The sequence below is a fragment of the Acetobacter sp. DsW_54 genome, assembly GCF_002153575.1.
Lineage (GTDB): Bacteria > Pseudomonadota > Alphaproteobacteria > Acetobacterales > Acetobacteraceae > Acetobacter > Acetobacter fabarum.
Genome location: NZ_JOPD01000003.1, coordinates 29,054 through 42,414, shown reverse-complemented (window position 1 = coordinate 42,414; position 13,361 = coordinate 29,054). Strand labels below are relative to the sequence as shown.

Annotated in this window: 13 protein-coding genes; all 13 read left to right on the top strand. The window is 57.3% G+C overall.

The annotated features are described in order from the left end of the window. The first annotated feature begins 10 nt into the window (after positions 1-10). The 13 genes from HK20_RS01980 (at position 11) to HK20_RS01920 (ending at position 13,360) form a co-directional block, all read left to right on the top strand. A complete protein-coding gene (locus HK20_RS01980; RefSeq protein ID WP_025826157.1) occupies positions 11-574 on the top strand; it encodes an NADH-quinone oxidoreductase subunit B family protein in 564 nt (187 codons plus the stop codon). Then, the gene (locus tag HK20_RS01975) at positions 567-1,226 is read left to right on the top strand and encodes an NADH-quinone oxidoreductase subunit C (protein WP_086645430.1); all 660 of its coding nucleotides are present in this window, start codon (positions 567-569) and stop codon (positions 1,224-1,226) included. The genes HK20_RS01980 and HK20_RS01975 overlap by 8 nt, the downstream gene beginning before the upstream one ends. Then, positions 1,226-2,509 (top strand): NADH-quinone oxidoreductase subunit D, encoded by a 1,284-nt coding sequence (locus tag HK20_RS01970; protein ID WP_086645429.1) that lies wholly within the window; start codon positions 1,226-1,228, stop codon positions 2,507-2,509. The genes HK20_RS01975 and HK20_RS01970 overlap by 1 nt, the downstream gene beginning before the upstream one ends. Beyond that, positions 2,506-3,141 carry an NAD(P)H-dependent oxidoreductase subunit E gene (locus HK20_RS01965; protein ID WP_086645428.1) on the top strand — a complete coding sequence of 212 codons (636 nt, stop codon included), beginning with the start codon at positions 2,506-2,508 and terminating at the stop codon, positions 3,139-3,141. Before HK20_RS01970 ends, HK20_RS01965 begins: the two co-directional genes overlap by 4 nt. An 11-nt stretch (positions 3,142-3,152) precedes the next feature. Then, complete coding sequence (gene nuoF / locus HK20_RS01960) at positions 3,153-4,481, top strand: NADH-quinone oxidoreductase subunit NuoF (RefSeq protein WP_086645427.1); 1,329 nt, start codon at positions 3,153-3,155, stop codon at positions 4,479-4,481. Between the two features lie 5 nt (positions 4,482-4,486). Next, the gene (nuoG, locus tag HK20_RS01955; RefSeq protein WP_086645426.1) at positions 4,487-6,568 is read left to right on the top strand and encodes an NADH-quinone oxidoreductase subunit NuoG; all 2,082 of its coding nucleotides are present in this window, start codon (positions 4,487-4,489) and stop codon (positions 6,566-6,568) included. 5 nt (positions 6,569-6,573) lie between these two features. Next, on the top strand, positions 6,574-7,605 hold the full coding sequence (gene nuoH, locus HK20_RS01950) for an NADH-quinone oxidoreductase subunit NuoH (RefSeq protein ID WP_086645425.1): 1,032 nt from the start codon (positions 6,574-6,576) through the stop codon (positions 7,603-7,605). Next, the gene (nuoI, locus tag HK20_RS01945) at positions 7,602-8,090 is read left to right on the top strand and encodes an NADH-quinone oxidoreductase subunit NuoI (protein ID WP_086645424.1); all 489 of its coding nucleotides are present in this window, start codon (positions 7,602-7,604) and stop codon (positions 8,088-8,090) included. The genes nuoH and nuoI overlap by 4 nt, the downstream gene beginning before the upstream one ends. A gap of 36 nt (positions 8,091-8,126) precedes the next feature. Beyond that, on the top strand, positions 8,127-8,840 hold the full coding sequence (locus HK20_RS01940; RefSeq protein ID WP_086645423.1) for an NADH-quinone oxidoreductase subunit J: 714 nt from the start codon (positions 8,127-8,129) through the stop codon (positions 8,838-8,840). Next, entirely contained in the window at positions 8,837-9,160 is a 324-nt protein-coding gene (nuoK, locus tag HK20_RS01935) for an NADH-quinone oxidoreductase subunit NuoK (RefSeq protein WP_179290120.1), read from the top strand. Before HK20_RS01940 ends, nuoK begins: the two co-directional genes overlap by 4 nt. An 8-nt stretch (positions 9,161-9,168) precedes the next feature. Further along, the gene (nuoL, locus tag HK20_RS01930) at positions 9,169-11,109 is read left to right on the top strand and encodes an NADH-quinone oxidoreductase subunit L (RefSeq protein WP_086645664.1); all 1,941 of its coding nucleotides are present in this window, start codon (positions 9,169-9,171) and stop codon (positions 11,107-11,109) included. A gap of 62 nt (positions 11,110-11,171) precedes the next feature. Continuing rightward, positions 11,172-12,614: an NADH-quinone oxidoreductase subunit NuoN gene (nuoN, locus tag HK20_RS01925; protein WP_086645422.1), complete on the top strand. Its 1,443-nt coding sequence runs from the start codon at positions 11,172-11,174 to the stop codon at positions 12,612-12,614. Beyond that, complete coding sequence (locus HK20_RS01920) at positions 12,611-13,360, top strand: biotin--[acetyl-CoA-carboxylase] ligase (protein ID WP_086645421.1); 750 nt, start codon at positions 12,611-12,613, stop codon at positions 13,358-13,360. Before nuoN ends, HK20_RS01920 begins: the two co-directional genes overlap by 4 nt. Position 13,361 lies beyond the last annotated feature (1 nt).

Below are 13,361 nucleotides of genomic sequence, written 5' to 3'. Positions count from 1 at the left end.
GGACGCCAGCATGACCACACATCACGACGAAAACGCCATTATGTGGAACAGGGAGGCTCTGCCGCCGGGGCCTGAGCAGGATGCGGTGGTGCGTGGCATTACCGGTGTTCTGGCTGAAAAGGGCTTTGTGGTTGCAAGCCTGGATAAGCTGGTTAACTGGGGGCGCACGGGTAGTCTGTGGCCCATGTCCTTCGGGCTTGCATGCTGCGCGGTGGAGATGATCCACGCGTATATGCCGCGTTATGACCTGGACCGTATGGGTATTATTCCACGCGGGTCGCCCCGTCAGTCTGATGTGATGATTGTGGCAGGCACACTCACCAACAAGATGGCCCCGGTATTGCGCCGCCTGTACGAGCAGATGGCCGAGCCGCGCTGGGTTATTTCCATGGGGTCATGCGCCAATGGTGGGGGGTATTACCATTACTCCTACTCCGTTGTGCGTGGGTGTGACCGCATTGTTCCCGTGGATGTGTATGTGCCGGGCTGCCCGCCAACGGCCGAAGCGCTCATTTACGGCATTATGCTGCTCCAGAAAAAAATTCGGCGGACAGGGACAATTCTCCGTGGCTGATATTTCAGTAAATCCAAGGCAGGCCCGGCTGGAAGGGCAGTTGTCCTCTCTGGCATTTACGTTCCTTGCCTCCCAGCCCCATGTGTCTTACGCGGCGGTGGAAAAGGGGGAACTGGTGGTGCACACAACGCGTGAGCATCTGGTGCCGTTTCTTACCCTTTTGCGTGATGACCCGCGTTACAGGTTCGAACAGTTGATGGACCTGTGCGGTGTGGATTTTCCTGCGCGTGCCCAGCGGTTCGAGGTGGTCTATAACCTGCTGTCGGTTACCTATAACCGCCGGATCAGGGTTGTGGTCTGCACGGATGAATACGCGGCAGTGCCATCGGTGCATCATCTCTGGCCATGTGCGACATGGTGGGAGCGTGAGTGCTATGACCTGTTTGGCGTGCTGTTTTCCGGCCAGCCCGACCTGCGCCGTATTCTGACCGATAACGGGTTTGAGGGGCATCCGCTTCGCAAAGACTTCCCGCTGACCGGGTATGAAGAGGTCCGTTATGACGCGGAGCGCAGGCAGGTTGTTAAAGAGCCTGTTTCGTTAACGCAGGATTTCCGTGATTTCGATTTTGTTTCTCCGTGGGAAGGTATGCTGACCTTACCGGGAGATGAAAAAGCGCACGAAGTCCGGCAGGGTATGAAGAGGTCCTCCTGATGACAAAACAGGATAACACCGAATCTCTCACGTTTGCGCAGACGATCCTGCGCGAAGATATTCCCCAAAGCCTTTTGCCAGATGAAAAAGCTTTGGAAATTGAGAAGAAGGTTGTCGAAATTGACTCCCACGCTCTCAATTTTGGTCCCCAGCATCCGTCTGCGCATGGTGTGTTGCGTCTGGTGCTGGAAATGGAAGGGGAGCTTGTTGCCCGTGCCGTGCCGCATATCGGCCTTTTGCACCGTGGCACGGAAAAGCTGATTGAATACAAGACGTATCAAAAAGCCCTGCCGTATTTTGACCGTCTGGATTACGTCTCCCCCATGTGCGAGGAGCAGGCATTTGCTCTGGCCACGGAAAAACTGCTGGGTATTGATATTCCAGAACGCGCCAAGTGGTTGCGCGTCATGTTTGCGGAAATTACCCGTATTTTAAATCATATTCTCAATCTGACCGCTATGGGGCTGGATTGCGGTGCGGTAACCCCGGCTTTGTGGGGGTATGAAGAGCGCGAGAAACTTCTGGAGTTTTACGAAGCCGCATCTGGTGCGCGCTTCCATGCCAATTACTTCCGTCCCGGTGGTGTTGCGCGGGATATTCCGGCAAGTCTGGAAGACCGGATTGGGGTGTGGGCCAAGGAATTTCCCGCCTGGATTGATGAGCTGGAAGGCCTGCTGACCGAAAACCGGATATGGAAACAGCGCACGGTTGGTATTGGCGTTTTTACAACCGAGCAGGCTCTGGCCTGGGGGTTTAGTGGTCCGTGCCTGCGTGCATCTGGCGTGCCGTGGGACCTCAGGCGCAACCAGCCTTATGATAACTACCATAAGGTGGATTTTAATGTGCCCGTGACCCGGCAGGGTGATTCGTACGACCGCTATCTGGTGCGCGTTGCCGAGATGCGTGAAAGCGTCAAGATTATCGAGCAATGCCTGAGCCAGATGCAGCCGGGTGACATTAAAATACAGGACCCCAAGTTCAGCCCGCCCCCCAGAGCGGACATGAAGCGCTCCATGGAAGCCCTGATCCATCACTTCAAGCTGTTTAGCGAAGGCTACCATGTGCCTGCGGGCTCCACCTACACGGCGGTGGAAAGCCCCAAAGGGGAATTTGGGGTCTATCTGGTGGCTGATGGCAGCAACCGGCCGTATCGGTGCAAAATCCGGCCAACGGGTTTTGCGCATCTGCAGGCCATAGATGAACTCTCACGCCGCGGTATGCTGGCTGACATGGTGGCCATTATCGGGTCGCTTGATCTTGTGTTTGGGGAAGTTGATCGATGAGCACAGCCTGGACACCGGCAGAACAGCCGGACAGCTTTGTATTCGATTCCGCATCGGAGGCGGAAATTGCTGGTGTTCTCAGCAAGTATCCGGAGGAGCGCAAGGCAAGCGCTGTTATGCCCCTGCTCTATATTGCGCAGCGGCAGATGGGGCGGGTAACCGGGAGTGCCTGGGTGCCCGTGGTGGCCATGGATGTTATTGCCCAGCGTCTGGGTATGGCGGCCATGCGGGTTTACGAAGTGGCGTCTTTTTACACCATGTTCAACACGCGCCCCATCGGGCGTTACCATTTGCAGGTCTGCACCACCACACCGTGCTGGCTGCGTGGCTCTGATGATGTGGTGGAAGCCTGCCAGAAAGCGACAGGTATCCAGCATTTTGGAGAAACCAGTGCAGATGGCCTGTTTACCATGACAGAAGTGGAATGCCTTGGTGCCTGCGCCAACGCGCCAATTCTGCAGGTTGATGATGATTTTTATGAAGATATGAACGCCGAACGCACGGCGCAGGTCATAGCCGAGTTGCGGGCCGGACGCAGGCCCACGCCCGGTCCCATGATCGACCGTAATGTTTCGGCCCCCGAGGGTGGGCGCAAAACGTTGCTATCATCCTCCACGGCGGATCAGGAATAGGAGAGACGGCCATGCTGGCTGACAAGGACCGGATCTTCACCAATCTTTACGGGCAGAATGACTGGCGGCTGGAGGCAGCCCGCAAGCGGGGTGACTGGGCTAACACGGCAGATATTCTTGCTAAAGGCCGGGACGCCATTATTGCGGAAATGAAGGCCTCTGGCCTGCGTGGCCGCGGTGGGGCGGGTTTTCCCACCGGGTTAAAATGGTCTTTCATGCCCAAACAGTCCGATGGGCGGCCGCATTATCTGGTTATTAATGGAGATGAATCCGAACCCGGCACCTGCAAGGACCGGGAGGTTATGCGCCATGAACCGCATAAGCTGATAGAAAGTGCTCTGATCGCATCTTTTGCGATGGGGGCGCATGCGTCCTACATTTACATCCGTGGGGAGTTCTGCCGTGAGGCCGAGCGCCTGCAGGCTGCTATTGATGAAGCCTATGCCGCAGGGCTGCTTGGTAAAAATGCGGCAGGCAGCGGCTGGGATTTTGATTTCCGTATCCACAGAGGGGCAGGTGCCTATATCTGTGGTGAAGAAACCGCCTTGCTGGAAAGTCTGGAAGGCAAAAAAGGCCAGCCCCGCATGAAGCCGCCATTCCCCGCCGGGGTAGGGCTTTATGGTTGCCCGACCACAGTCAATAATGTGGAAAGTATTGCGGTTACGTCCACCATAATGCGGCGTGGGGCAGCCTGGTTTGCCGGGCTTGGGCGCCCGAATAACGCGGGTTCCAAGCTCATGGCTATTTCCGGCCACGTGAATACACCTTGTGTGTTTGAGGAAGAGCTGGGTGTGCCGCTCAAGGACATCATAGAGAAGCACGGCGGCGGTGTGCGTGGGGGGTGGGATAACCTTCTGGCGGTTATTCCCGGTGGCTGTTCTGTGCCGCTGCTGCCTAAATCGGTCTGTGAAACCGTTCTGATGGATTACGACAGTCTGCGTGCCGAGCGTTCCGGCCTTGGTACGGCCTGCATGATTGTTATGGACAAATCGACCGACATTATAAAAGCCATTGCAAGGTTCTCAAAGTTTTTCAAGCACGAGAGTTGTGGCCAGTGCACCCCCTGCCGCGAAGGCACGGGCTGGATGATGCGCATGATGGACCGGATGGTGCAGGGGCGTGCGGATATTGAAGAAATTGATCTGCTTGAACAGGTCACACGGCAGGTTGAAGGGCATACGATCTGTGCGCTCGGCGATGCAGCAGCATGGCCCATACAGGGGCTGATCCGGCATTTTCGCCCGGAAATGGAAGAACGGATCCGCCAGTACAAAGCCGCATATGGCAGTACCGGGCTGGTGCAGGTTCCCGCCGGTGGCGTTCCGGCAGCAGTGGAGTAACGGCAATGGTCAGGGTAATTGTTGATGGTACGCCAGTAGATGTACCTCCCGGTTCCAGCGCGTTGCAGGCATGTGAGGCCGCAGGCAAGGAAATCCCGCGGTTCTGTTACCACGAGCGCCTGTCTGTTGCGGGTAACTGCCGTATGTGTCTGGTGGAAGTGGCGCGAGCGCCCAAACCTGTTGCGTCCTGCGGGTTCCCCGTTGCGGACGGCATGCAGATTTTTACGGACACCGAAGTGGTGCGTCGTGCCCGCCGGGCCGTTATGGAATTTCTGCTGATCAACCACCCGCTTGACTGCCCGATCTGTGATCAGGGTGGGGAGTGTGATCTACAGGATCAGGCTTACGGTTATGGCTCTGGTGTTTCGCGTTATAAGGAAGACAAGCGCGCCGTAACGGACAAGGATCTGGGGCCGCTGGTTAAAACGGTTATGACCCGTTGCATCCAGTGCACACGGTGTGTGCGTTTTAGCACCGAAGTGGCCGGCACCCCCGAACTGGGTCTGGTCTCACGCGGGGAAAATGCCGAAATCACCACATATGTGGAAAAAGCCCTGACCTCCGAACTCTCGGGTAACCTGATTGATGTCTGCCCGGTTGGGGCGCTTACAGCCAAGCCTTCGGCTTTTCATGCCCGCTCATGGGAATACAAGAAGACTGACAGTATTGATGTCATGGATGCGCTGGGCACCAATATTCAGGTGCAGGCCCGTGGCGGAGAAGTCATGCGGATTGTCCCGCGTGTGAATGATGATGTGAACGAAGAATGGCTGTCTGATAAAGGCCGTTTTTCCATTGATGGTCTCAAGCGCAAACGGCTGGACAGGCCTTGGGTGCGGGTTCATGGGAAAATTTCTTCTGTTTCATGGAAAGATGCACTCATAGCCCTTGCGCGCCGGTTTGATGGCGTTCCGGGCGACAGGATCGGCGCCATAGCTGGTGATCTGTGTGATGCGGAAAGCCTGTGTGCCATAAAAGACCTTTTGCAGAGTCTTGGCTCTTCCAATCTGGATTGCAGGCAGGATGGTGCCTGGTACGATACCAGTGCGCGTGCGGGCTACCTGTTTAACAGTGACATAAGCGGGATAGATCAGGCCGATGCATTGTTGCTTGTCGGCACCATGCCCCGGCATGAAGCCCCGGTGCTGAATGCGCGTATTCGCAAACGCTTTGTGGATGCTGGCCGGGGTGGTTTTCCCATTGGTATGATCGGCACGCCCTCGGCAGACATGACATATGACGTGACCGTTCTGGGGAATGGGCCGGATGTGCTGGCGGATATTCTAAGCGGGAAGAATGCGTTTGCCGAAGTTCTGCAAAACGCCAAAAACCCCATGATTATTGTCGGTCACTCTGCCCTGACCCGGCGTGATGCCCCCGCAATTTATGCCGCCTGCCGCGAACTGGCTGATGCCTGTGGTGCTGTAACGCCCGAATGGCAGGGACTGAACATTCTGCACACGGCGGCGTCCCGCGTTGGGGCGCTGGATCTTGGGTTCCTGCCCGGCCCGCAGGGGTGCGATGCGGCCAGCATGCTCCGTGGTGGGGTAGAAATTTTGTGGCTGTTGGGTGCGGATGATGTGCAGCTTGATCGCATCCCGCCGGAAACATTTGTCGTGTATCTGGGCCACCATGGGGACGCCGCCGCACAACGGGCGGATATTATACTCCCCGGCGCAGCCTATACCGAAAAACCGGGCACATATGTTAACACGGCAGGGCGGGTGCAACGTGCTTTCCGCGCCGTGTTCGCTCCGGGGGAAGCGCGGGAAGACTGGCGGATTATTCGGGCTTTTTCCGAAGTGCTGGGCCACACCCTGCCTTACGACACGCTGGAACAGTTGCGGGCGCATATGGCGCAGGTCAACCCGGTTTTTGCCATGAACGGTGGCAGTGTGCAGCGTCTGTCGGGCACAGCCGGCGGACAGGCTGCGCCAGCCAGCGGGCAGGCGGGTGAACTTATGCCAGCTCCGTTCCGCCCTGTTATTCAGGATTATTACCAGACCAACGTCATAAGCCGCGCCAGCCAGACCATGGCTGAGTGTTCAAAGGTTTATGGCGTGGCGCCTGCGGTTGCAGCGGAGTAAGGGCAATGGCACATTTTTTTTACCAAACCCTTGTGGGCCAGATCCTGCTGATGCTGCTGGAAACACTGGCGGTACTGGTGCCGTTGCTGATTGGTGTTGCCTACCTTACGCTGATGGAGCGCAAGGTTATGGCCGCCATGCAGCGCCGCCGGGGGCCAAACGTGAACGGTGCCTTTGGTCTGTTGCAGGCCTTTGCCGATGCGATCAAGATGATTGTGAAGGAAACGGTTATTCCCGCAGGGGCCAACCGTGTGCTGTTCCTGTTTGCACCTTTCCTGACCTTTTCGCTCGCCATGGCTGCCTGGGCAGTTATTCCGACAGGGAACGGGCTGGCGGTAGCCAACATCAATGTGGGTATCCTGTACCTGCTCGCCATGTCCTCCCTTGGGGTTTACGGCATGCTTATTGCGGGGTGGGCCTCCAACTCGCGCTATGCGTTTCTGGGGGGCTTACGCTCTGCCGCGCAGATGGTTTCTTACGAGGTGTCCATCGGGCTGGTGATTGTGTCTGTCCTGCTGGCGGTGGGGAGCCTGAACCTGAACGATATTGTGCTGGCGCAACGGCACATCTGGTTCTGCGTGCCCATGTTCCCCATGTTTATCGTGTTCTTTATTTCTGCTCTGGCGGAAACCAACCGAGCACCGTTCGACCTGCCCGAAGGGGAGAGTGAACTGGTTGCGGGCTTTTTTGTGGAATATTCGTCGCTCGCTTTTGGCCTGTTCTTTCTGGGCGAATACGCGAACATGATCCTCATGTCTTCCATGGTCAGCATTCTGTTCCTTGGTGGCTGGCTGCCGCCTCTGGGCATTGCACCGCTGACATGGGTACCCGGCCCGCTCTGGCTGATTTTTAAAATCCTGTTCTGCCTGTTTGTCTTTATCTGGGTGCGCGCCACGTTCCCGCGCTATCGCTACGACCAGCTTATGCGGCTGGGGTGGAAGGTGTTCCTGCCTTTCTCGCTGCTGTGGATGATCGGCACGGCCGGGTTCCTTATGGCAACAGGCCTGCTGCCTCACATGGGAGGGGTAAATTCATGAGCGCTCTTGGCACCACATTGCGGTCTTTTCTGCTCAAGGAACTGGCCGCGGGCATGGTCTCCACCTTCCGTATGATGTTCCAGCCCAAAGTCACGCTGAACTACCCGTACGAAAAAGGGCCCCTGTCCCACCGTTTCCGGGGTGAGCATGCCTTGCGGCGCTACCCCAATGGGGAGGAGCGCTGCATTGCCTGCAAACTGTGCGAAGCCACATGCCCGGCAGAGGCCATTACCATTGAAGCCGAACAGCGTGATGATGGCTCCCGCCGGACCACGCGCTACGACATTGACATGACAAAATGCATCTATTGTGGCCTGTGTGAAGAAGCCTGCCCGGTGGATGCGATTGTTGAAGGCCCGAACTATGAGTTTGCCACGGAAACCCGTGAAGAGCTGATGTACGACAAGGGCAAGCTGTTAGCGAATGGGGACCGCTGGGAAACCCTGCTCGCACGGAGGCTGGAACTCGATGCACCGTATCGTTGAGCAGATGCAGACCACGCCAGGGCAGGAGGTTGGCCAATGATGGCACAGCTCGTTTTTTACGTTTTTGCGGCGGTATTGCTGCTTTCGGCCTCCATGGTCATCAGCGCACGCAACCCGGTGCATGCGGTTTTGTTCCTGATCCTTGGCTTCTTTAACGCGGCGGGGCTGTTTCTGGTCGCTGGTGCCGAGTTTCTGGCCATGCTGCTGGTCATTGTCTACGTGGGGGCGGTGGCGGTTCTCTTCCTGTTTGTGGTGATGATGCTGGACATAGATTTCAGCCGCCTACGTGAAGGGTTCCAGCGTTATGCTCCTCTGGGGTTGTGCATTGGGGGTGTGCTGCTGGCCGAACTGGTCATGGCCTTCAGCAACTGGCGCATGGCCCCTGCGGGTGTGGTCGCACCTTTGGCTGTGCAGCCGGGGCTAACCAATACCGCAGCCTTGGGCACGGTTATTTACACGCATTATGTGCTGCTGTTTCAGGCCTGCGGGCTGGTTCTGCTGGTCGCCATGATTGGCGCCATTGTGCTGACCCTGCGTGAGACGGCCACAGGCCGCCGCCAGAATATTGGCCGCCAGCATGCACGCACACGTGAAGAAACGCTGGAGCTTGTTAATCTGCCACTTGGCGAAAACGTGTTTGAGCAGGGAGGTTTCCTGCGGCCCAAAGGCTCCTATTACGAAATTGCGGTTCCCGGCTCCTATGGCGCGGGTGAGCCGGAAAAGACGGAAACTGAGGAGAAAGGCGCATGAATACGGCAATCGCGTCTGTAGGGCTGGGGCCTTACCTGTTTGTCAGTGCGGCCCTTCTGGTTCTGGGGGTGTTCGGGATTTTTCTGAACCGCAAGAACATTATTGTTCTGCTCATGTCCATGGAACTGATCCTGCTTTCCGCAAACCTCAATCTGGTTGCGTTTTCCTCGGCTCATGGGGACCTGTCGGGGCAGGTCATGGTGCTGTTCGTGCTGACCATTGCCGCGGCCGAAGCCGCCATTGGTCTGGCTATTGTTACGGTTTACTTCCGTAACCGCGGCTCCATCCAGGTCGAAGACGTGACGATGATGAAGGGATGAGCAGCGTTATGCAAACAGAACTCACTCTGTTTTCCGTTGCCGTGCTAACGCCTCTGGCGGGGGCGGTTGTGGCGGGCCTTGGTGGCCGCTTTATGGGGGATACCCTCGCCAAGGTTGTAACCATTGCCTGTATGGCGGTTGCTGCCCTGTGTAGTTTGGGTGCGCTGTGTGCGGCATGGCTTGGGGGTTTCCCCCACGCTGCTGTCCCGCTGGCGCAGTGGGTGCATGCCGGGGGTTTTGATGCGACATGGACCCTGCGGTTTGACACACTCTCCGTGACCATGACCGCCATGGTGCTTGTGGTCTCGTTGCTCGTGCATTGCTACAGCATTGGCTACATGAGCCATGAGAGCATGCCGACCTACCGGTTTTTCTCCTACCTTTCGCTCTTCACCTTTGCCATGCTCATGCTGGTCTCTTCCAATGACCTGATCCAGCTTTTCTTTGGCTGGGAAGGTGTTGGCTTGGCCAGTTACCTGCTGATTGGCTACTGGTATGACCGCCCGGCCGCTACGGCTGCGGCTATCAAGGCCTTTGTGGTCAACCGTGTGGCGGACCTGTTTTTTATTGTTGGCATTGGCCTGATTTACGTTCTGTTCCACTCGGTGCAGTACGATACCATTTTTGCTGCCATGCCTGCGGTGCTCAACACCCCTTACACGCTCTGTGGTGTTTCCTTCCGTATGCTGGAAGTCATCTGCTTCCTGCTGTTTGTCGGGGCTATGGGTAAGTCGGCCCAGTTGTTCCTGCACACATGGTTGCCCGATGCCATGGAAGGCCCCACACCTGTTTCCGCCCTTATTCATGCTGCTACCATGGTTACGGCAGGTGTGTTCCTTATGGCGCGTATGTCGCCGTTGCTGGAGTTTGCGCCGGGTACGCGCACCTTTGTTATTCTGATCGGGGCAACAACCTGCTTTTTTGCCGCAACCGTTGGCATGGTGCAGCCTGACATTAAGCGGACTATTGCGTATTCTACCTGCTCGCAGCTTGGCTACATGTTTGCAGCCGTTGGGGTGGGGGCGTATCAGGCGGCGGTATTCCACCTGACCACGCATGCGTTCTTTAAAGCACTGCTGTTCCTTGCCGCAGGTTCGGTCATTCATGCCATGCATGATGAACAGAACATGTTCCGTATGGGCGGCCTGTGGAAAAAACTGCCTGTTACTTACGTGGTCATGTGGCTGGGCAGTCTGGCGCTGGCCGGGGTTTATCCGTTTGCCGGGTACTGGTCCAAGGATGCCATTCTCAACGCGCTCTGGGCGTCCGATGCCTCTTACAGCCATTACGCATGGGCCATGGGTAGCATTACCGCGTTCCTGACCGCGTTTTACAGCTGGCGGCTCCTGTTTCTGGTTTTTCATGGCAAACCGCATGATGAGCATGCCCGTGACCATGCGCATGAAAGTCCGGCGGTTATGACCGTGCCGCTGCTGGTGCTGTCCATTGGTGCGGTTGTGGCCGGTGTGGCGCTGGCACCGTTCTATATTGGCGCGCATCAGAGTGCGTTCTGGAACGGGGCGATTGTGAACGCGCCTGCCAACCACATTATGGAGGCGTTTGAGCACGTACCTGCGCTTATTGCGCTGCTCCCCAGCCTTGCGGGGCTTGCGGGTATTGCGCTGGCGTTTGTGTTGTATGTGAGCGCACCGCATGTGCCGGCCGCACTGGCCCGCAGCTTTGGGCCGATTTACCGGTTCCTGCTCAACAAATGGTATTTTGACGAACTGTACGACAGGATTTTCGTGCGCCCATATGCCGCACTGGCCCGTGTGCTGTGGAAAGGTGCGGATGAAGGGGTCGTGGAAGGTCTGCCGCTTGATATTGTGCGTGCTACACGGGATGGCGCGTTGCAGGCGGCCCGGCTCCAGAGCGGTTCCATCGCCATTTATGCCTTTACCATGCTGGCAGGACTTGTGGTGCTGCTGACAGTTGCGCTGTGCGGGTGATTTAGCATGACCAACGCCATTCCGACCCAATCCTCTTCCTATCCTCTGCGGAGTGCGCAGCGATGAGTGTGACAGTGTTCAACTGGACCGTAGCCCTGCCTGAAATTGTGCTTGCCCTGTCGGGTATTGTCATTCTGGTGGCCGGTGTGCTCCAGCGGAAAGGGGAAGGGTTTTTCCCCGCCGCCATACTCAGTCTGGCGGCTTTTCTGGTCTGTGGTTTTCTGGTTGTGCTGTCTCCTTCGGGGGCGGGGTATGCAGGCACCTTTGTGAATGATGGCTTTGCCCGGTTCATGAAGGTGCTCATTCTGGCCGGTGGTTTTGTGGCCGTGGCGCTGAGCGTCAGTTACCGTACTGCCGACCAGCGGCCCCTGCCGTTTGAAACCCCGGTGCTCATGCTGTTTTCCACGCTGGGGGCCATGCTTATGGCATCCTCAGCCAATTTGATGACACTGTTTGTCGGGCTGGAACTCTCCTCTCTGTCCATTTACATCCTGTGTGCTCTGGAACGGGATAATGTTCTCTCGTCCGAAGCAGGGATGAAGTATTTTATCCTCGGTTCTCTGGCGTCAGGCCTGCTGCTGTATGGCATCTCGCTCGTGTATGGGTATGCGGGCACCATGGAATATGCCGGGCTGGTGGATGCGGTCCGGGCCGCAGCCATGCCGCCCATGGGGCTGGTCGTGGGGATTGTCTTTATTGTTGTCGGGCTGTGCTTCAAGCTCTCTGCCGTGCCGTTCCATATGTGGACGCCCGATGTGTATCAGGGTGCGCCAACACCCGTTACGGCATATATGGCCGGGGCCCCTAAATTTGCAGCCTTTGCCCTGTTCCTGCGTGTTATGGCCGGGCCGTTTGGCTCTGTTGCTCCCCGCTGGCAGATACTGGTGGAAGCGGTCTCTGTCCTGTCCATGGTTTACGGGGCTTTTGCGGCTATTCCGCAGACCAATATCAAGCGGCTCATGGCTTATTCCTCCATCGGCCATATGGGCTACGCCATGATGGGGCTGGCAGCCGCCTCCACAGCTGGTACGCAGGCCACGCTTATTTATCTTGCCGCCTATTTTGTTATGAATGCTGGTGTTTTTGCAGGCATTACGGCCATGCGCCGCAACGGGCGTGAGGTAAACTCCATTGCGGATCTGGCAGGCCTTGGGCGCTCGGACCCGGCTATGGCGCTTGCTCTGGCCGTGTTCATGTTCAGCATGGTCGGCGCGCCACCTCTGGCTGGCTTTTTTGGCAAGTTCATGGTTTTTGCAGCAGCGTGGCAATCCGGCCTTTACGTGCTGGTGTGCATTGGCGCATTGTCCAGCATTGTCGGAGCCTATTATTATCTGCGGGTTGTAAAAGTTATGTATTTTGATGCGCCAGCCCATGCGCTGGACCGCCCCGCACCCAGCCTTCTGTTTGTTTCGGGCGGGATGGGGGTTGCAACTGTTGTTTTTGCTGTTGTGCTTGGGCCAATCATGTCTGTGGCGCATCAGGCCGCACTTGCTCTGGCTGGATGAGCGGGCAGGGTAATTTCTGGCGGCTCACCTGTTTTGATGAGCTGCCATCGACCTCCGATTATTGCCTGAACGCCTGCCGTTCGGGCGACCCTGTAGCCGGGCTTGCAGTTTTGGCCCGGCGGCAGACCAAAGGCCGGGGTAGCCGTGGCCGTACATGGCTGGATGGCGGGCAGGGGCTTGCACTCAGTGTTGTGCTGGATGGCACACAGGCTGGGCCGGAAGCGCTGGGAGGCTGGCCTTTTGTGGCGTCCCTCGGGTTTTATGATGGGCTTTTGCGTGCGCAGCCTGCGGCCCGGCCCCACCTCATGATCAAATGGCCAAACGATATTCTGCTGGATGGGCGCAAGATGGGGGGTATCCTCATCGAGCGGGAGGGGCCTTACGTTCTTGTCGGCCTTGGAGCCAATCTGGTCTCGGCTCCTGACCCGGATGTGCTGGAGCGCACGGTGGCCTGTCTTGCACAATGTGGCTCTGTCCCGGATGTGGAAGCTGTGGCCCGGTATGTGCTGGACGGGCTTACATTCTGGTCTGAGCAATGGCGGCAAAAAGGCTTTGCCAGCATTCGCGCAGCCTGGCTGGAAAGGGCGCATCCTGTGGGGACCCCCCTTGTCGTTCAGGGCGGGACTACTTATGAGAAGGGGCTCTTTGCAGGCTTGGCACCAGATGGCCGCCTGCTGCTGGACACGGAAGGTGGCATGAAGACAATCGCAACAGGGGATATTCTGCTTATGGAAAAGGGCGCATAGG

Coding starts and splice junctions, on each gene's coding strand:
- nuoN (WP_086645422.1), top strand. CDS start 11,172: ATGAGTGTGACAGTGTTCAACTGGACCGTAGCCCTGCCTGAAATTGTG.
- nuoK (WP_179290120.1), top strand. CDS start 8,837: ATGAATACGGCAATCGCGTCTGTAGGGCTGGGGCCTTACCTGTTTGTC.
- nuoH (WP_086645425.1), top strand. CDS start 6,574: ATGGCACATTTTTTTTACCAAACCCTTGTGGGCCAGATCCTGCTGATG.
- nuoF (WP_086645427.1), top strand. CDS start 3,153: ATGCTGGCTGACAAGGACCGGATCTTCACCAATCTTTACGGGCAGAAT.
- HK20_RS01940 (WP_086645423.1), top strand. CDS start 8,127: ATGATGGCACAGCTCGTTTTTTACGTTTTTGCGGCGGTATTGCTGCTT.
- HK20_RS01965 (WP_086645428.1), top strand. CDS start 2,506: ATGAGCACAGCCTGGACACCGGCAGAACAGCCGGACAGCTTTGTATTC.
- nuoI (WP_086645424.1), top strand. CDS start 7,602: ATGAGCGCTCTTGGCACCACATTGCGGTCTTTTCTGCTCAAGGAACTG.
- HK20_RS01980 (WP_025826157.1), top strand. CDS start 11: ATGACCACACATCACGACGAAAACGCCATTATGTGGAACAGGGAGGCT.
- nuoG (WP_086645426.1), top strand. CDS start 4,487: ATGGTCAGGGTAATTGTTGATGGTACGCCAGTAGATGTACCTCCCGGT.
- HK20_RS01920 (WP_086645421.1), top strand. CDS start 12,611: ATGAGCGGGCAGGGTAATTTCTGGCGGCTCACCTGTTTTGATGAGCTG.
- nuoL (WP_086645664.1), top strand. CDS start 9,169: ATGCAAACAGAACTCACTCTGTTTTCCGTTGCCGTGCTAACGCCTCTG.
- HK20_RS01970 (WP_086645429.1), top strand. CDS start 1,226: ATGACAAAACAGGATAACACCGAATCTCTCACGTTTGCGCAGACGATC.